At 69.1% G+C, this 17,557-nt stretch carries 15 protein-coding genes; 4 read left to right on the forward strand and 11 right to left on the reverse strand.

Annotated features, from left to right (window positions below; genetic code table 11):
- Positions 1-131: 131 nt before the first annotated feature.
- Both QFZ69_RS13400 and QFZ69_RS13405 read right to left on the reverse strand, forming a co-directional pair.
- On the reverse strand, positions 132-2,360 hold the full coding sequence (locus tag QFZ69_RS13400; RefSeq protein WP_306918824.1) for an AAA family ATPase: 2,229 nt from the start codon (positions 2,358-2,360) through the stop codon (positions 132-134).
- Positions 2,361-2,587: 227 nt separating this feature from the next.
- Positions 2,588-3,220 carry a DNA-3-methyladenine glycosylase gene (locus tag QFZ69_RS13405; RefSeq protein WP_306918825.1) on the reverse strand — a complete coding sequence of 211 codons (633 nt, stop codon included), beginning with the start codon at positions 3,218-3,220 and terminating at the stop codon, positions 2,588-2,590.
- 91 nt (positions 3,221-3,311) lie between these two features.
- On the opposite strand from QFZ69_RS13405, the gene QFZ69_RS13410 reads away from it, so the two are divergent.
- Both QFZ69_RS13410 and QFZ69_RS13415 read left to right on the forward strand, forming a co-directional pair.
- Positions 3,312-4,844: an AlkA N-terminal domain-containing protein gene (locus tag QFZ69_RS13410; protein ID WP_306918827.1), complete on the forward strand. Its 1,533-nt coding sequence runs from the start codon at positions 3,312-3,314 to the stop codon at positions 4,842-4,844.
- Complete coding sequence (locus tag QFZ69_RS13415) at positions 4,841-5,353, forward strand: methylated-DNA--[protein]-cysteine S-methyltransferase (RefSeq protein ID WP_306918830.1); 513 nt, start codon at positions 4,841-4,843, stop codon at positions 5,351-5,353. The genes QFZ69_RS13410 and QFZ69_RS13415 overlap by 4 nt, the downstream gene beginning before the upstream one ends.
- A gap of 24 nt (positions 5,354-5,377) precedes the next feature.
- Here QFZ69_RS13415 and QFZ69_RS13420 read toward each other — a convergent pair whose 3' ends face one another.
- From QFZ69_RS13420 to argC, 9 genes are all read right to left on the reverse strand, one after another.
- Complete coding sequence (locus QFZ69_RS13420) at positions 5,378-6,124, reverse strand: maleylpyruvate isomerase family mycothiol-dependent enzyme (protein WP_306918832.1); 747 nt, start codon at positions 6,122-6,124, stop codon at positions 5,378-5,380.
- Between the two features lie 154 nt (positions 6,125-6,278).
- Positions 6,279-7,751 carry an argininosuccinate lyase gene (gene argH, locus QFZ69_RS13425; RefSeq protein ID WP_373461895.1) on the reverse strand — a complete coding sequence of 491 codons (1,473 nt, stop codon included), beginning with the start codon at positions 7,749-7,751 and terminating at the stop codon, positions 6,279-6,281.
- Positions 7,751-8,956, reverse strand: coding sequence for an argininosuccinate synthase (locus QFZ69_RS13430; RefSeq protein ID WP_306918835.1), 1,206 nt, complete (start codon positions 8,954-8,956; stop codon positions 7,751-7,753). Before QFZ69_RS13430 ends, argH begins: the two co-directional genes overlap by 1 nt.
- A 123-nt stretch (positions 8,957-9,079) precedes the next feature.
- Positions 9,080-9,610, reverse strand: a complete 531-nt coding sequence (locus QFZ69_RS13435) for an arginine repressor (RefSeq protein WP_306918836.1) — start codon at positions 9,608-9,610, stop codon at positions 9,080-9,082.
- The gene (gene argF, locus QFZ69_RS13440) at positions 9,610-10,617 is read right to left on the reverse strand and encodes an ornithine carbamoyltransferase (RefSeq protein ID WP_306918838.1); all 1,008 of its coding nucleotides are present in this window, start codon (positions 10,615-10,617) and stop codon (positions 9,610-9,612) included. The genes QFZ69_RS13435 and argF overlap by 1 nt, the downstream gene beginning before the upstream one ends.
- Entirely contained in the window at positions 10,614-11,864 is a 1,251-nt protein-coding gene (locus tag QFZ69_RS13445; RefSeq protein ID WP_306919684.1) for an acetylornithine transaminase, read from the reverse strand. Before QFZ69_RS13445 ends, argF begins: the two co-directional genes overlap by 4 nt.
- Positions 11,865-11,929: 65 nt before the next feature.
- Positions 11,930-12,889, reverse strand: a complete 960-nt coding sequence (gene argB, locus QFZ69_RS13450; RefSeq protein ID WP_306918840.1) for an acetylglutamate kinase — start codon at positions 12,887-12,889, stop codon at positions 11,930-11,932.
- A gap of 34 nt (positions 12,890-12,923) precedes the next feature.
- Positions 12,924-14,090 carry a bifunctional glutamate N-acetyltransferase/amino-acid acetyltransferase ArgJ gene (argJ, locus tag QFZ69_RS13455; protein ID WP_306918841.1) on the reverse strand — a complete coding sequence of 389 codons (1,167 nt, stop codon included), beginning with the start codon at positions 14,088-14,090 and terminating at the stop codon, positions 12,924-12,926.
- Positions 14,087-15,130, reverse strand: a complete 1,044-nt coding sequence (gene argC, locus QFZ69_RS13460) for an N-acetyl-gamma-glutamyl-phosphate reductase (protein WP_306918842.1) — start codon at positions 15,128-15,130, stop codon at positions 14,087-14,089. Before argC ends, argJ begins: the two co-directional genes overlap by 4 nt.
- 219 nt (positions 15,131-15,349) lie before the next feature.
- Here argC and QFZ69_RS13465 point away from each other — a divergent pair, with 219 nt between their 5' ends.
- On the forward strand, positions 15,350-16,441 hold the full coding sequence (locus tag QFZ69_RS13465) for an acyl-CoA desaturase (RefSeq protein ID WP_306918844.1): 1,092 nt from the start codon (positions 15,350-15,352) through the stop codon (positions 16,439-16,441).
- A 150-nt stretch (positions 16,442-16,591) separates the two neighbouring features.
- The gene (locus tag QFZ69_RS13470) at positions 16,592-17,557 is read left to right on the forward strand and encodes a quinone oxidoreductase (protein WP_306918846.1); all 966 of its coding nucleotides are present in this window, start codon (positions 16,592-16,594) and stop codon (positions 17,555-17,557) included.

Raw genomic sequence — 17,557 nt, forward strand, 5'->3', positions numbered from 1 at the left:
CGCCCCACGGCCCCCGCCACCGCCGTGCGCCCCACGGCCCCCGCCACCGCCGTGCGCGCCACCGGGCAACCGCCCCGCCGCCCGCGCCACCGGGCAACCGCCCCGCCGCCCGCGCCGACGGCGGCGGCTCCTCAGTCTTCGATGCCCGCCGGGATGCCGGCCGCAGCGATGAGCCGCAGCCGCTGGGTGGGCCTCGTCATGGCCACGTAGAGGTCGCCGACGCGTCCGTGTTCGTGGTTGAGCATGGCCGACGGCTCCAGCACCACGACGCCGTCGAACTCCAGGCCCTTGGCCTCGCGGGGGCTGATCACCACAATGTCCTGCACATAGCTGCCGGCATCGGTGCCGACACGGCGGCCATAGACGGCGCGCAGCGCGGCGGTCGCCTCCGGGAGGAGGTCGCCGTCGGCAATAACGGCCAGCAGGCCGCCGTCGAGGGCGGCCACCTCCTGCGGCAGCACTTCCACGAGCCTGCGGACGATCTGGCCCGGCTCGACCCGGTCGATGATCGGGGACCAGCGTCCCTCCCGGACCGCCTTGGGCGCCGAAACAACCAGTCCCGCTGCGTTAGCCATCCGGGCGGCCGCTTCGGCGATCTGGGAGGGTGTCCGGTAGTTGACGGTGAGTTCCTCGAGCTGCCAGCGGTCCCCGAACATCGGGGCGAGGGCGCTCTGCCAGGAATTGGCTCCCGCAACGGAACTCGTCTGGGCAATGTCGCCCACGATCGTGAAGGACTTCAGCGGGCAACGGCGGACCAGCAGGCGCCACTGCATCGGCGAAAGCTCCTGCGCCTCGTCCACCACGATGTGCCCGAAAGCCCAGTTGCGGTCGGTCGTGGCGCGCTCCGCGGCCGTCAGCCGGGACTCGCGCTCCTGGTTCTGGTCCACGAGCTCCTCGGCGGAGACCAGGACATCCACGCCGGCGGTTTCCATGTTGACCAGGGTCTGCTTGGCGTTGGCGAGATCGCGGGCGCGGTCGTGTTCCTGCTGGGCCAGTCCCCTGCCGGCCGCCGCATCAGGCTCGCCGAGCAGCTCGGCGGCTTCGTCCAGCAGCGGCACGTCGGCTTCGGTCCACGGCGCATCGGCGGGCCGGAGCAGCAGGGCGCGCTCGGCGGCGCTGAGGTTCGGAGTGCAGGCCTCCAGCAGGGCCGGTTTGCTCAGCAGCTCCCCCACGAGCTTCGCCGGCGTCATCGGCATCCAGCAGAGGTTCAGCGCGATGCGGACGTCCCGCGCGGCGCGGACGTCCTCGGCGAGGTAGGAGCGGTCTGCGTTGTTGCCGATGCTGCCGGCCTCCACCAGCTCGGTCATCTGTTCGGTCAGCTCGCGCAACAGGATCTTGACGAACAAGACCCTGGCTTCGTTGTGCGGCTTCCCCGTGGCGCGCGCCCTGTCGCGGGCACGGCGGACCTGGCGCGGAGTCAGCAGCAGCTTCCGCCCGTCGACTTCGAGGACCCGGTTCCCGGCCGGGAGGCGCTGCCGGTTGGCCACGGCGTTCGCCACCACCTGGGCCATGTCCAGCCGCCCCTTGATGGCTGCCACGGCTGGTTCCGGCTCGGCGACGGCATGGATGCCGGGCATCAGGCGGCCGACACTTGCCATCACGACGCCGGTCTCGCCCAGTGAGGGCAGCACCCGTTCGATGTACTTCATGAACGACGACGACGGGCCCACCAGGAGCACCCCGGCGGTCTTGAGGCGTTCGCGGTGGGTGTAGAGCAGGTAGGCGGCGCGGTGCAGCGCGACGGCGGTCTTGCCGGTGCCCGGGCCGCCCTGGACGACGAGGGCGCCGGAGATGGAGGAACGGATGATCCGGTCCTGCTCGGACTGGATGGTCCCCACGATGTCCGACATCCGGCCGGTCCGCTTGGAATTGAGTGCAGCCAGCAGCGCGCCTTCACCCTGGAGCGAATCGTCGTCGGAGAGCATGTCCGCGTCGAGCACGTCATCCTCGATCGCCTTGACTTCACGGCCCTGCAGGATCAGGTGCCGGCGCCGGCGGACACCCTGCCGGTCGAAGGCGGTCGCCTGATAGAAGTGGCCGGCCTCCGGGGCGCGCCAGTCCACCATGAGACGCTGCAGGTCCTCGGTGGTCAGGCCGATGCGGCCGATGTACTGCGCTTCCCCCGAATCGAGGTCGAGCCGGCCGAACACCAGCCGGTCGTCGACGGCGTCGAGCTGGGCCAGCCGGTCCTCGTACAACGCGGCAAACGCGTCACGCTCGGAGACGTTCTGCATGGTGCCCACCGCACCGGCGCGGCGGACCTGGGCCAGCTGGGCGCGCTTCTCTGCCCGCAACTCATCCAGCCGGGCATAAAGTCCCGCCACGTAGTCGCGTTCATGGGCCAAATCAGCGTGGTGCATCGAACGTTCCCCTATCGAAAAAGACAGACCAACCATTCTACAACCATTTCGGCAAACACTGGCATGTGTCCGTTTTTGCAGGCATTCTACCGAGACGTCACCAATGGTTTGGGGTACTCAGGGATGTGGCGCAGAGGCTGCTGATCAGCTCATCCACCGGCGATGCGTTCTTCGTCCGGTTCAGGTCCTGCTGGCGTTGATTCACGGGTGAACCCTACTGGCTGGGATCAGACGGCCCTGGTCCGCACTTTCCCCGCCTTGTAGCGGGAAACGGTGGGGTCGCCGCTGAGCCAGAAGCGCCAGGGATAATCGTGCGTTCCGCCGGCGCCGGATACTCCGACCCGAGGCCCCGAGCTGATGTCCCCGGCCGGGGTCTGCGGCAGCTGCAGGTGGAACGGGGTGCAGAGCGCATCCCGGCCGCTGTCCGCCGTCGTCAGTCCGAGCGCGGTGGCCAGCCGGGCCGGTCCGCTGGCCAGGTCCTTGGGGGATTTCGACGTCGGGCGCCGGGCGAGTGCCAGCTCCTCCCCCGCAACGACCTCACCGGCGCGCAGCAGTAACGCCGAGGCCATGCCTTCCGGACCGCAGACGATGTTGGCGCAATGGTGCAGGCCATAGGTGAAATAGACATAGAGGTGACCGGCCGGGCCGAACATCGGCGCATTGCGCGCCGTCGCGCCGCGGAAGGTGTGCGAACCCGGATCGGGGTGCAGGGAGTCGCGCGGACCCAGATACGCCTCCACCTCCGTGATCCGCACCGATACCGTGCCGTCCCGCCCCTCATGCGTCAGCACCGCGCCCAGCAGCAGCGGCGCCACGTGCCGGGCATCGGCGGAAAGCAGTTCGCGCACGCTGGAGGTCATGGTCCGACTTTAACAAATGCCGCGCCGGGCCCTCCACGCCCGTGTCCGATTTCCGCTAGCAGCGGCATCGCGATGCTGGCAGGATGAACTCATGGACTTCTGGCAGCGCTACCGGGCAATCGACGCCCGGGACACCCGTTTCGACGGGCAGTTCTACACGGCTGTCCGGACCACCGGCATCTACTGCCGGCCCTCCTGTCCCGCGCGGACCCCCAAAGCGGGGAATGTCACGTTCTACGAGACGTCCGCGGCCGCCCACGACGCGGGCTACCGGGCCTGCAAGCGCTGCCTGCCGGAGGCCGTCCCCGGCACGCCGGCGTGGAACCTCCGCTCGGACATCGCGGGCCGGGCCATGCGGCTGATCAACGACGGCGTGATTAACCGCGACGGCGTCGAAGGGCTCGCTGCCCGGCTGGGCTACTCGTCGCGGCAGCTGAACCGGATCCTGAGTTCTGAACTCGGCGCAGGTCCGCTCTCGCTGGCCCGGGCCAGCCGGGCCCAGACCGCCCGGACCCTGCTCGTTTCCACGTCCATGAAGGCCGCCGACATCGCATTCGCCGCCGGGTTCAGCAGCGTGCGCCAGTTCAACGAGACAATCGGCGAGGTCTTCGCGATGACGCCGTCGGCGCTCCGGGCCACCGCCCGGCACCACCGGGGCCCGGCCTCGACCGCGGTGTCGTCGACGGCCCTGACCTTGAACCTTCCCTACCGGGAACCGTTCGACCCGGGCGTCTTCGACTTCCTCGCCGTCCGCGCCATCCCCGGCATCGAGGAAGGCACTCCGCATTCCTACGCCCGCACGCTGCGGCTGGCCCACGGGGACGCCCGGTTCCGGGTGGACTACGACGCCGGGGCCCCGGGACGGCCGCTCGTTCTCACGATCGGGGCGGTCGACCTGCGGGACCTGGCTCCGCTGCTCAGCCGGGTCCGCCGGCTGCTGGATCTCGACGCCGATCCGGTCGCGATCGACGCGGCCCTGGCCGCGGATCCTCGGCTGGCTGCCAGCGCCGCCGCAGCCCCCGGGATACGGATGCCGGGGGCGGTGGACCCGCAGGAGCTCCTGGTCCGGGCCATGATCGGGCAGCAGGTCACCGTAGCCGCTGCCAGGACCGCCCTCGTCCAGCTGTCCCGGGCGGGCAGCGACAGTGCGGTGCCCGCGGACGGCCTGCACCGTATCTTCCCGACCGCGGCGCAGATCGCGGAGTCGGGTTTCGAACTGCTCCGGGGCCCCCGGCGCCGCCTCGACTCGGTCCGCGGGGCGGCCGCGGCAATGGCCTCAGGAGACCTGGACTTCGGTTACGGCGATGACGTGCCAGGGCTCGAGGCCAAGCTGCTTCCGCTTGCCGGGGTCGGGCCCTGGACGGTGGGTTATGTCGCGATGCGGGTGATCGGGGCCCCGGACGTTTTCCTCGCTAATGACGCCGCCGTGCGGAACGGCATCCGGGCCCTGGAACCGCAACCTGCCGGCCCGGCTCCGGACCCCGACTTCCGTGGGCTGAGTCCCTGGCGTTCCTACGCCACCATGCACCTCTGGCGCGCGGCCGCACACGCGCCCTCGCGCGCTGCACCGCGGCCGGCCGCGCCCGCAAAGACCACCACCCTGAACACGAAAGCGACGCAATGAAAGCCCAGCTGTTGACCATGTCCACCCCCGACGGCCCCTTCACCATCATTGCCCGGGACGGCACGGTGCTGGCCTCGGGCTGGACGGCGGTTCCGGGGGAACTGACCGGCCAGATCCATCCGGAGCTGCTCCCCGGCGACTACGGGACTGTTCCGGAGCTTGGCGGGATCTCGGCCGCCGTGGAGGAGTTCTACGCCGGCAATCCCGCCCCCGCTATGGAAGTTCCGGTGCTGCAGAAGTCCGGCCCGTTCCGCAGCCATGCCTGGGAGATGCTGCGGACGGTGGCGCCGGGGCACCCGGTGACGTATACGGAGTACGCGGAACTGTCCGGCAATGGAAAGGCCGTGCGGGCCGCGGCCAGTGCCTGCGCGTTCAACGCGGCGGCACTGTTCGTGCCCTGCCACCGGGTGGTCCGGACCGACGGCAGCCTGGGCGGCTTCCGCTGGGGACTGGCCATTAAGGAAAGCCTGCTGGACCGGGAACGTCAGGCAGTCCTGGCCCTTATGTGAGCCGCCCGGCGAGCCTGCCGGCGCCTATTTGTTGACGCTGGTGACGGGCGTTCCGGCCGGCCAGGGCAGCAGCTCCGGAAGGTCGACGCCGTCGGCCGCTGCCGTGGCGCGCAGGCTCCCGAGGGTGGGGGTGCGGCCGGCGAGCCAGGCCGCGATGTCCGTCAGCATGCCGCTGATCACCGTCGAGCTGCCCCCGCCGCCGATGGTCACCGGCGGCAGTCCGAGCGGCTGGAGCACGTACTTTTGGCCGTCGGGAACCCGGGCGGCCAGGAAGTCGAAGAGGTGCTCACAGAACGGGCGGCCCCAGGTTTCCGGACCGCGGCCCGTGCCGAGGTCGGTGGCGTGGATGACGAGCTCGCGCCAGAGCGCCAGCCCGCCGTCGAACACCACACCCCCGCGATAGCTGATGGGCCGTTTCCAGCCCGCGGTGTCCAGTGTCCCGAAGGCCCGCAGCGCGCGTTCCAGCGCAGCGTCCACGTCGGCCCGGTGCTCCGCCAAGCTGTGCCCGGCGGCCATCTCGATGGCCCTGGTGCGGCCCTCGAAGCCGCCGTCGTACAGCTCGATGGCTTCGCCGCGGGCAGCGTATTCAAGCTGGCGGGCCATCGCGTTGGCGATGCCCGTAACGTGTGCCAGAACATGGCCGCGGGTCCAGCCCGGCAATTCCGAGGGCGCCTCGACGTCCTGTTCGGTCAGTTTCGCGACGATTCCGGTCAGCACGTCGGCGGCGCGGCGGAGTTCGTCCAGCAGTTGTTCCGGGGTAATTGCGGTCATGGCGCCATCCTAGCCGAGCTCCCGGGCTAACCGGGATTAACTCAGCACAGCCGGGCCATAACGGTGCCGGACAGCATTCGATCTCCAACGCGAGAAGGCACTTCAGGGCAGTGTTCTCGAAAAACGTTGCCGTGAAGTGCCTTCTGGTGTGCAGTTACGCCGCGTACTCGCGGACGCCGTCGAGCTCCGTTTCAAGCGCCAGCAGCTGGCGCTCGACGGCGGCCGGCGCGGTGCCGCCCTGGGAGTTCCGGCTGTTCAGCGAGCCTTCCGTGCTCAGGACGCTGCGGACCTCCGGCGTCAGATGCGCCGAAATGGCGGCGTATTCCTCATCCGTCAGGTCCCAGAGCTCGACGCCGCGGCTTTCGGCGTGCTTCACCGCGGCACCGGAGAGCTCATGCGCCTCACGGAACGGGACGCCCTGGCGGACCAGCCACTCGGCGATGTCCGTGGCCAGCGCGAAGCCCTGGGGTGCCAGCGATTCCATCCGTCCGGTGTTGAACGTCAGCGTCGCGATCATGCCGGACACTGCCGGGAGCAGGACCTCCAGCGTGTCCGCGGCATCGAAGACCGGCTCTTTGTCCTCCTGCAGGTCCCGGTTGTACGCGAGCGGCAGCCCCTTCAGCGTGGCCAGCAGCCCGGTCAGGTTGCCGATCAGCCGACCGGCCTTGCCGCGGGCGAGTTCGGCCACATCCGGGTTCTTCTTCTGCGGCATGATCGAGGAGCCGGTGGAGTAGGAATCGTGCAGGGTGACGAAGGAGAACTCCTTGGTGGCCCACAGGATCACCTCCTCCGAGACCCGGGACAGGTCCACGCCGATCATGGCGGTGATCCAGGCGAACTCGGCGAAGACATCACGCGAGGCGGTGCCGTCGATCGAGTTGTGCGTCGCCGAGAAGAAACCCAGGTCTGCTGCGACGGCCTCCGGATCCAGGCCCAGCGAGGAGCCCGCGAGGGCGCCCGAACCGTAGGGCGAGACGCCGGCGCGCTTGTCCCAGTCCTGGAACCGCTGCACATCGCGCAGCAGCGCCCAGGCGTGGGCCAGCAGGTGGTGGCTGAGCAGCACCGGCTGGGCGTGCTGGAGGTGGGTGCGGCCGGGCATGGCCACCCCCTGGTGCGCCTTGGCCTGCTCCACCAGCGCGTCCACCGTGGCGAGCACGCCGCGGGCGATGATCCGGGCGTGGTCGCGCAGGAACATCCGCCCCAGCGTGGCCACCTGGTCGTTGCGGGACCGGCCGGCCCGGAGCTTGCCGCCAAGCTGGGTGCCGGCGCGCTCGATCAGTCCGCGTTCCAGCGAACCGTGCACGTCCTCGTCGGACTCTGCGGGCAGGTAGGCGCCGGAGGCGACGTCGTCGTCCAGCCGGCTCAGGGCGTCGAGCATGCCTTCGAGCTCGGTGTCGTCCAGCAGCCCGGCCTTGTGCAGCACGCGGGCATGCGCCTTGGATCCGGCGATGTCGTAGCGGGCCAGCCGCCAGTCAAAGTGCGTGGACTTGCTCAGGGCCGCGAGGGCGTCCGCGGGGCCGCCGGCAAACCGGCCGCCCCACAGCGCACCTTCATTCGTCCCCGAGCGCACCCCAGCCTCGCTTCGCTTGGCCGGGGACCCCTGCGCGCGTGGGCCCCGCTCCTCCATCACTGTCCTGCGACGCGGATGTCGCGGCCGGAGGCAACCTTGGCGGACATGCCCCACAGCTCGATGAAGCCACGGGCCATGGACTGGTCGAACGTGTCGCCGGTGTCGTAGGTGGCGAGGTCGAAGTCGTAGAGCGAGGTCCCGGAGCGGCGTCCGTTGACGATGGCCTGGCCGCCGTGCAGCACCATGCGGATATCGCCGGTGACGTAGCGCTGGGTGTCTTCGATGAAGGCGTCGAGCGAGCGCTTGAGCGGGGAGAACCACTGTCCGTCATAGACCAGCTCGGCCCAGCGCTGGCCGACGGTCGCCTTGAACCGGGCCTGCTCGCGTTCGATCGTGATGTCTTCGAGGTGCTTGTGCGCGGTGATCAGCGCCATCGCGCCCGGTGCCTCGTAAATCTCGCGGGACTTGATGCCGACCAGACGGTCCTCGACGACGTCGATCCGGCCGACGCCCTGGGCGCCTGCGCGGCGGTTCAGTTCCTTGATGGCCTGCAGCGGGGTGACCTTGACGCCGTCGATCGCGACCGGCACGCCGGCTTCGAAGGAAATGATGACCTCATCCGGGGCCGGCGGGAATTCCGGGGCGGCGGTGTAGTCGTAGATGTCCTTGGTGGGCGCGTTCCAGATGTCTTCGAGGTAGCCGGTTTCGACGGCGCGGCCCCAGACGTTCTGGTCGATCGAGTACGGGTTCTTCTTGGTGGTTTCGATCGGCAGTCCCTTTTCCTCGGCGAAGGCGATGGCCTTGTCGCGGGTCAGGGCGAGGTCGCGGACCGGTGCGATGCACTTCAGGTCCGGGCCGAGGGTCTGGATGCCGACTTCGAAGCGGACCTGGTCGTTGCCCTTGCCGGTGCAGCCGTGGGCCACGGTGGTGGCGCCGAATTCGCGGGCCGCCTTGACCAGGTGCTTGACGATCACCGGGCGTGAGATGGCGGAGACCAGCGGATAGTGGCCCTGGTAGAGGGCGTTGGCCTTCAGCGTGGGAACGCAGTATTCATTGGCGAACTCGTCGCTCGCGTCGGCCACATAGGCTTCGACGGCGCCGCAGCCCAGGGCGCGCTGGCGGATCGTCTCGAGCGACTCGCCGCCCTGTCCGACGTCGACCGCCACGGCGATGACCTCGGCACCGGTGGCTTCACCGATCCAGCCGATGGCTACGGAAGTATCCAGGCCACCGGAGTAGGCCAGCACAATACGCTCAGTCACGGAAATGCTCCTTAGTTGTTTGGTGATTCGTGTTGTCGGGAAATCTGTCTGCTGAAAGCCTGTCACATCGCTGCGGCCGGCCAAATCGGGAAAGCTGCAGGCTGCCGGCCCCTCTTCAATTGCTCACTGGCCGGCTTCTTCGGCGAGCTGCAGGAAACGCGCCGCGAGGGCCGCGCCGCCGAGCGGTTCCCGGGTGACCAGCAGCACGGTGTCGTCCCCGGCGATGGTGCCCAGGATCGAGGGCATCACGGAGTGGTCGATCGCGAGGGCCAGGAAGTTGGCCGCCCCCGGCGGGGTCCGGAGCACCACGATGTTCGCGGATGCTTCGGCCGTGACGAGGAGCTCCCCGCAGAGCCGGGCGAGCCGGGAGTCGAGGATTTCCTGGGTTACGCCGCTCTTGGCCGCGCGCTCCCCGCCCTCCCCCGGAACGGCGTAGACGAGCACACCGTCCTTGCCGCGGACCCGGACCGCGCCGAGTTCGACGAGGTCCCGGGACAAGGTGGCCTGGGTGACCTGGACGCCGTCGTCCGCCAGCAGGGCCGCCAGGTCGGCCTGTGAGCGGACCGACTCACCGGTGAGGATCGCGGTGATCCGCGCCTGCCGGGCGGTCTTGGTGGCGGGGCTGGCCCCCGGCGTCGCCGGTTGGGCGGACATCAGACCGGCCCATGGACCGGCGGCAGCCCGTCCACCACGGCGAGGCCCGAGCGGTGCATCAGCCAGGCCATCAGCGCCTTCTGGGCATGCAGCCGGTTTTCGGCCTCGTCCCACACGACGGACTGCGGGCCGTCGATGACGCCGGCCGCGATCTCGTACCCCCGGTACGCCGGCAGGCAGTGCAGCACGACGGCGTCCGGCGCCGCGAGCTGCATCGCCGCCTCGTCCACGGCGTAGTCGCGGAACAGCTTGAGCCGGGCTTCCTTCTCGTCCTCCTGGCCCATCGACACCCAGGTGTCCGTCGCGACGACGTCGGCACCGAGCAGGGCCTCGGCGGCGTCGACGGTGACGAGCACCGATCCGCCGGTTTCCGCGGCGCGCTCCTCGGCTGCGGCGATGATCTCCGCGGACGGCAGGTAGCCGTCGGGGCCGGCGATGCGCACGTGCATGCCTGCCGTGACGCCGGCCAGCAGGTAGGAGTTGGCCATGTTGTTGGCGGAGTCGCCGAGGTAGCTCATGGTGAGGCCCTTGAGCGATCCCTTGTGTTCCTTGATGGTCAGCAGGTCGGCGAGCAGCTGGCAGGGGTGGTAGTCATCGCAGAGGGCGTTGATCACCGGAACCTTCGAGTTCTCCGCCATCGCGACGAGGCCGGAATGCGCCCCGGTCCGCCACACGATGGTGGACACCATCCGCTCCAGCACCTTGGCGGTGTCCTCGACCGACTCCTTGTGGCCGATCTGCGCCTCGCCCGGGTTGATGATGAGCGCGTTGCCGCCCATGTCCGCCACCCCGGCGGCAAAGGAGACCCGGGTCCGGGTGGAGGTCTTGTCGAAGATGACGGCAACGGTCTTGCGGCCGCTCGCGTCGGCGGCGAAGGGCTGAACGCTGTACGGCGCGGCCTTCATCCGGACGGCGAGTTCGAGGACTTCGGCCTGCTCGGCCGGGCTGAGATCCGTGTCCTTGAGGAAGTGGCGGGCCCGGCCCTTCGAAAGATCAGTCGCGTTCACTGGGCGTCCTTTGCGGTCTGGAGGAGGGCGGGCAGCGCCGCGAGGAAGCGGTCCGCCTGGCCGGTGGTGAGGATCAGCGGCGGCGCGAGGCGGATGGTGCGCGGGCCGGGGCTGTTGACGATGTAGCCCGCCTCGAGTCCGGCGGTGACCACGCCGGGGGCGACGTCGGCATCGAGGTCGAAACCGATCAGCAGCCCTTCGCCGCGGACCTCGGTCACGCCGTCGACCTTGGCGAGGCCGGTGCGCAGGTGCTCCCCCAGCTCGCGGACGTGGGCCAGGACGTGCTGGTTTTCGAGGACGTGCAGGGTGGCAAGCGCCGCGGCGGTGGCCACCGGGTTGCCCCCGAAAGTCGAGCCGTGCTGGCCCGCGGACAGCAGCGCGGACACGTCCGGGCCGAAGGTGAGGAGGGCGCCGATCGGGAAGCCGCCGCCCAGGCCCTTGGCGAGGGTCACGGCGTCGGGCACGATTCCGGCGTCCTCGCTGGCGAGCCACTTGCCGGTGCGGCCGATCCCGGTCTGGACTTCATCGAGGATCAGCAGGGCGCCGGCCTGGCTCGTGGCCTCGCGGGCGGCCTGCAGGTAACCGGCGGGCAGCGGCCGGACACCGGCCTCGCCCTGGATCGGTTCGAGGAACACCGCGGCCGTGGTGTCATCCACCGCGGCGCGCAGCGCATCAACGTCGCCGAACGGGATGTGCACGACGCCGGCGGGCAGCGGCGCGAACGGTGCCCGGTAGGCCTCCTTCGCGGTGAGTGCGAGGGCGCCCATGGTGCGGCCGTGGAAGGCCCCTTCGAGCGCCACGATCTTGGTGCGGGGCTGTCCGGTACCGTCCGGGCTTGCGTTGCCCGGGCCGGCGCCGGTGTTCCGGCGGGCCAGCTTGAAGGCGGCCTCGACGGCTTCGGTGCCGGAGTTGGCGAAGAACACTTTGGATCCGGCCGGGGCCTTGCTCAGCTCCAGCAGCTTCTCGGCGAGGGCGATCTGGGTGGGGCTCGTGAAGAAGTTGGAGACGTGGCCGAGGGTGGCGAGCTGGCTGGAGATCACCGAGGTGACGAACGGGTGCGCATGGCCGAGGGCGTTGACGGCGATCCCGCCGAGCAGGTCCAGGTACTCTTTCCCGTCCGCGTCCCAGACGAGGCAGCCGGAGCCGCGGACCAGGACCCGTTGCGGGGTGCCGAAGACGCCCAGCAGCGAGGAGGAGTAGCGGGACAGCCATTGCGCTCCGGTGGCGTGGCCCTTGCTTTCGACCATCCCCAGCAGCTCAAGATCCGCAGAGGGCCCAAGATCCGCCGTCGTTTCCGTCTTTTCAACCTGGCTCATGCGTTCATTTCCTCGTCCGGGACGACCTGCGTGCCGATGCCCGCGGTCGTAAAGGTTTCCAGCAGCATCGAGTGGGCGAGGCGGCCGTCGACGATATGCGCGCGTTCCACTCCGCCCTCGACGGCCCTGAGGCAGGCCTCCATCTTCGGGATCATGCCGGACTCCAGGCTCGGCAGCAGTTCGCGCAGCTCGGAGGCCGTCAGCGAGGAGATCAGCGAGGAGCGGTCCGGCCAGTTCGCGAAAAGGCCCTCGACATCGGTGAGGATCACGAGCTTGGAAGCGCCCAGCGCTTCGGCGAGGGCCGCGGCCGCGGTGTCCGCGTTGACGTTCAGGACCTGGCCCGTGGTCTGGGCTTGTTTTGCTCCCATGTCGCGGCTGCCATCATCGAAGATCTCCGGGGCCACCGTCGAAATCACCGGAATCCGACCGGCCGCGATGATGTCCAGGATGCCCTCGGGGTTCACGCCGACGACTTCGCCGACGAGGCCCAGGTCTATCTGTTCGCCGTCCACGACCGTCCCCGTGCGGACGGCCCGGAGCAGGCCGCCGTCCTCTCCGGACATCCCGACGGCGTAGGGGCCGTGGGAGTTGATCAGGCCCACGAGCTCACGGCCGACCTGGCCGGTGAGGACCATGCGGACCACGTCCATGGCCTCCGGGGTGGTGACCCGGAGGCCGCCCTTGAACTCGGATTCGATCCCGAGCCGGCTGAGCATGGCGTTGATCTGGGGACCCCCGCCGTGCACCACAACGGGGTGGATGCCGACGTGGTGCAGGAAGACGACGTCCTCGGCGAACGCGCGGCGGAGTTCATCGTTGACCATGGCGTTCCCGCCGTACTTGATCACCATGGTGGTGCCGGCGAAGCGCTGGATCCAGGGCAGTGCCTCGATCAGCGTGCCGGCCTTGTCCTGGGCGTCGGCCATGGACGTGTTCTCGCGTGTCTGGGTGTTCATACTGTTCGTCCTTCTGTTCGTCCTTCCAGGAGGATTAGCTGGAGTAGGCGCTGTTTTCATGGACGTAGTCGTGCGTGAGGTCGTTGGTCAGGATCGTGGCTTCGGCGTCGCCGGCCTGCAGATCGATCTCGACGATGACCTCGCGCGGTTCAAGGTCCACGAGGCCGCGGTCATCGCCGATGCTGCCGTTGCGGCAGATCTGCACGCCGTTCATGGTCACGTTCAGCTGGTCGGGATCAAAGACCGCGTCCGTGGTGCCGACGGCCGAGAGCACCCGGCCCCAGTTGGGGTCCTTGCCGAAGATGGCGGTCTTGAAGAGGTTGGAGCGGGCCACGGCGCGGCTGACGATTTCCGCGTCCCGCTCACTGGCCGCGTTGAAGGTCCGAATCGCGATGTCATGGCTCGCGCCCTCGGCGTCGCCGATCAGCTTGCGGGCCAGCTCCGCGCAGACCCGGGTGAGGCCTGTGCCGAACTCGGCGGCGGACGGCACGGCTCCGGACGCTGCCGAGGCCAGCAGCACCACGGTGTCGTTCGTGGACATGCAGCCGTCCGAGTCCGCCCGGTCGAAGGTCACCCGGGTGGCGTCGCGGAGGACGCCGTCGAGCATGTCCGGCTGCACGTCGGCATCCGTCGTGAGGACCACCAGCATGGTGGCAAGGCCGGGGGCAAGCATGCCGGCGCCCTTGGCCATGCCGCCGATGGTGAAGGCGTTTCCGGCAGCGTCCGTGCCGGTGTAGACCGCCTCTTTGGACACGGAGTCTGTCGTCATGATCGCCGTTGCGGCGGCGGCTCCGCCATCCGGGGCCAGTGCCGCCGAGGCGGCACCGATGCCGGCAAGGATCTTGTCCATCGGGAGCTGTTCACCAATGAGTCCGGTGGAGCAGACGACGACGTCGGTGGCGGAGACGCCGAGTGCTTCGGCGGTCTTTTCCGCCGTGGTGTGGGTGTTCTGGAAGCCCTGCGGGCCGGTGCAGGCGTTCGCGCCGCCGGAGTTCAGGATGACGGCGTCGACGCGGCCGTCCTTGACGACCTCGCGGGACCAGTGCACCGGGGCTGCGGCCACCCGGTTGGAGGTGAACACGGCCGCGGCGGCCTTGGAGGGTCCGTCGTTGACGACGAGGGCCAGGTCAGGGTTGCCGGAGGCCTTCAGCCCGGCGGTGACGCCGGCGGCGCGGAATCCCTGGGGGGCGGTGATGCTCACGGTGCAACTCCCTGCAGTTCGAGGCCGGCCGTTTCCGGCAGGCCGAGGGCAATGTTCATGGACTGCACGGCGCCGCCGGCGGTCCCCTTCGTCAGGTTGTCGATCGCGCAGGTGACGATGACGCGGCCGGTATGTTCATCGAGTGCCAGTTGCATCACGGCGTGGTTGGACCCCTGCACCGACTTGGTCGCGGGCCACTGGCCCTCGGGGAGCAGGTGGACGAACGGTTCGTCGTCGTAGGCGTCGCTCCAGGCGCTGCGCAGCTCCCCGGCCGTGACACTGCGTCCTGGCTGGCGCCGGATCCTGGCGGTGGCGGTCGTGAGGATGCCGCGGCTCATGGGCACCAGCGTGGGCGTGAAGGAGACGGTGACCGGCCCGCGCGCGGCCTTGGACAGGCCTTGCTCGATCTCCGGCGTATGCCGGTGCCCGCCGCCGACTCCGTACGGGCTCATGGAACCCATGACCTCGGAACCGATCAGGTTGACCTTGGCTGCCTTGCCGGCCCCGGACATGCCGGAGGCGGAGACGATCACGACGTCGTCTGCCTCCAGCAGGTCGTTGCTGAAGCCGGGAGCGAGGGCCAGCAGGGCCGACGTCGGATAGCAGCCGGGGACGGCGATCCGGGTGGCGCCTCGGAGCGCTTCGCGCTGGCCGGGCAGTTCGGGCAGCCCATAGGGCCAGGATCCGGCGTGCGATGATCCGTAGAACTTTTCCCAGGCGGCCGGATCCTCCAGGCGGTGGTCGGCTCCGGCATCGATCACGAGGGTGCCGGGCGGGAGCTGGGCCGCGATCTCGGCCGAGGCACCGTGCGGCAGGGCAAGGAACACGACGTCGTGGCCGGACAGGTTCTCCACCGTGGTGTCTTCAAGGATGCGGCTGGCCAGACCATGGAGATGCGGCTGCGATTCCCCTAGTCTGGAACCGGCGTTGCTGTGCGCCGTGACGGCGCCGATCGTAACGTCGGGGTGACCGGCCAGGAGCCGCAACAATTCGCCGCCGGCATAACCGCTTGCGCCGGACACGGCAACAGAAATAGTCATGACTCCGACTATACAGCAAGAATATGCATAGGTGCCGATATTTATGCATTCATCTCGGCGTGTCCGGACGCCACCCGGAAGTGACGGCCTCAGCGAGTCCGGGCCTCGGCGGGCCTGCAGCGTAAATCTACTGCGTATGCTGAGTAGAGGGTGATCCAGACCGTGCAGTCCGAGTGTCGGCTGCAGCGTTGCCCGTAACAGTTATGAGGCACGCGTTACATGACCCTCACCACCGCTTCGCCTGAGCGCCCCCAAACGCGCGTCCGGCAACCCAACGCCGTAGTCCTGAGCTACTCAGAGCTCCTTAAGAGCGTGAAGGGTGCCGGCCTGCTCGAACGCCGCGTCGGTTTCTACATCACGGTGTTTTCCGTGCTGGTGCTCCTGATGACTGCCACCTGGTTCGGTTTCGCCCTCATCGGTGACAGCTGGTTCCAGCTCCTGATCGCAGCCGCCGTGGGCGTCCTCTGCACTCAGCTGAGTTTCCTCGCCCACGAGGCCGGTCACCGCCAGATCTTCTCGTCCCGCCGCGCCAACGACTGGGCCGCCCGGCTGCTCGCCACGTCGGTGGCCGGGATCAGCTACTCCTGGTGGGAGCAGAAGCACGGCGCCCACCACAACCACCCCAATGTCATCTCCAAGGACCCGGACATCGCCACCGGCGCGATCGCGTTCCACTCCGAGGGCGCCGCCACCCGGCAGGGACGTTTCTCCTTCCTGACCCGTAAACAGGGCTGGTTCTTCTTCCCGTTGCTGTTCCTCGTGGGCCTGGGCCTTCAGCTCGATTCGATCAAGTTCATCTTCCGCCGCGCCAAGGTCACCCACCGCTGGGTTGAAATCCCCATCCTCGCCGCACGGCTGAGCCTGCTGCCGGTGCTGGCCTTCACCTTCCTGCCGCTGGGCATGGCCTTCGCCTTCATCGGCGTCCAGCTCGCCGTTTTCGGCTTCTACATGGGCGCTTCCTTCGCCCCGAACCACAAGGGCATGCCGGTGCTGCCGGCGGACAGCCGGGTGGACTTCTTCAGCCGCCAGGTCCTGACCTCCCGGAACATTTCCGGCGGCCGTTTCATGGACATCCTGCTCGGTGGCCTCAACAGGCAGGCCGAGCACCACCTCTTCCCGGACATGGCCCGTCCGCAGCTGGACAAGGCCGCCGTGATCGTCCGCGCGTACTGCGCCAAGCACCAGGTTCCCTACGCCGAAACCACGCTGCTGCAGTCCTACGGCATCATCGTCCGCTACCTCAACGACGTCGGTCTTGCCGCGGGCCGGCACTTCGAATGCCCGATGGCTACCGTGACCCGCCGCTACTAACCGGCCACTCCAGCGGCCTGCAGGCCGCTCCTTAGTGTTTGACCCGAAGTGACGGCCGGATTCCGGCCGTCACTTCGCCGTTGGTGCGCAGGTCCCTAGGATGGACCGAGGATCCGGCCAGGAAATCCCCGGCCGAAGAAGGAGACGCAAATGATGCATGCAACCGTCGCCCGCCAGGCGGGAGGACCCGGGGTCCTGGAGCTGGCCGAGGTGGAGCGTCCGGAACCCGGTCCCGGCCAGTTGCTCGTGAAGGTCGCCGCCGTCGGCGTGAACTTCATCGACACCTACAAGCGCAGCGGAGCGTACAAGGTGGCCTATCCCTTCACTCCCGGTTCCGAGGCGGCCGGCACCGTGGAGGAAGTCGGCGAGGGCGTGTCCGTGTTCTCCCCCGGCGACCGGGTTGCCACCGCGGAGGGCGTGAACTGCTACGCCGGGTACATCCTGGTCGACGAGGACAAGGCGCTGCCGGTTCCCCGCGGTGTTGACGATTTCACCGCGGCCGCCCTCCCGCTGCAGGGGATCACGGCGCATTACCTGATCAACTCCTCGTTCCGGGTCGAGCCGGGCCAGACCGTGTTGCTCCATGCTGGCGCCGGCGGGGTCGGCCTGCTGCTGATCCAGCTGCTCAAGGCCAAGGGCGCCCGCGTTATCACCACGGTCTCGAGCGACGAGAAGGAGCATCTCGCCCGCGAAGCCGGCGCCAACCACGTGCTGCGCTACGAGGGCTTCTCCGCCCGGGTGCGGGAACTGACCGACGGGACCGGCGCTGATGTGGTGTACGACGGCGTCGGCAAGGACACCTTCGATGATTCCCTCGCCGCGCTGCGTGTCCGCGGCACGCTCGTGCTTTTTGGTGCCGCCTCCGGCCCTGTCCCGCCGCTCGACCCGCAGCGGCTCAATTCCGGCGGCTCCCTGTACCTGACCCGGCCGACGATCGCGCACTTCCTGCGCAACGCGCAGGAACGGCGCTGGCGCTCCGATGAGATCTTCGCCGCGGCCGCCAACGGCAGCCTCAAGGTACGGATCGGCGCCCGCTACGACCTCGCCGACGCGGCCCGCGCCCACGAGGACCTCGAGCAGCGCCGCACCACCGGCAAGGTCATTCTGGTCCCGTAG

The sequence above is a fragment of the Arthrobacter sp. V1I7 genome (genome assembly GCF_030817015.1).
Lineage (GTDB): Bacteria > Actinomycetota > Actinomycetes > Actinomycetales > Micrococcaceae > Arthrobacter.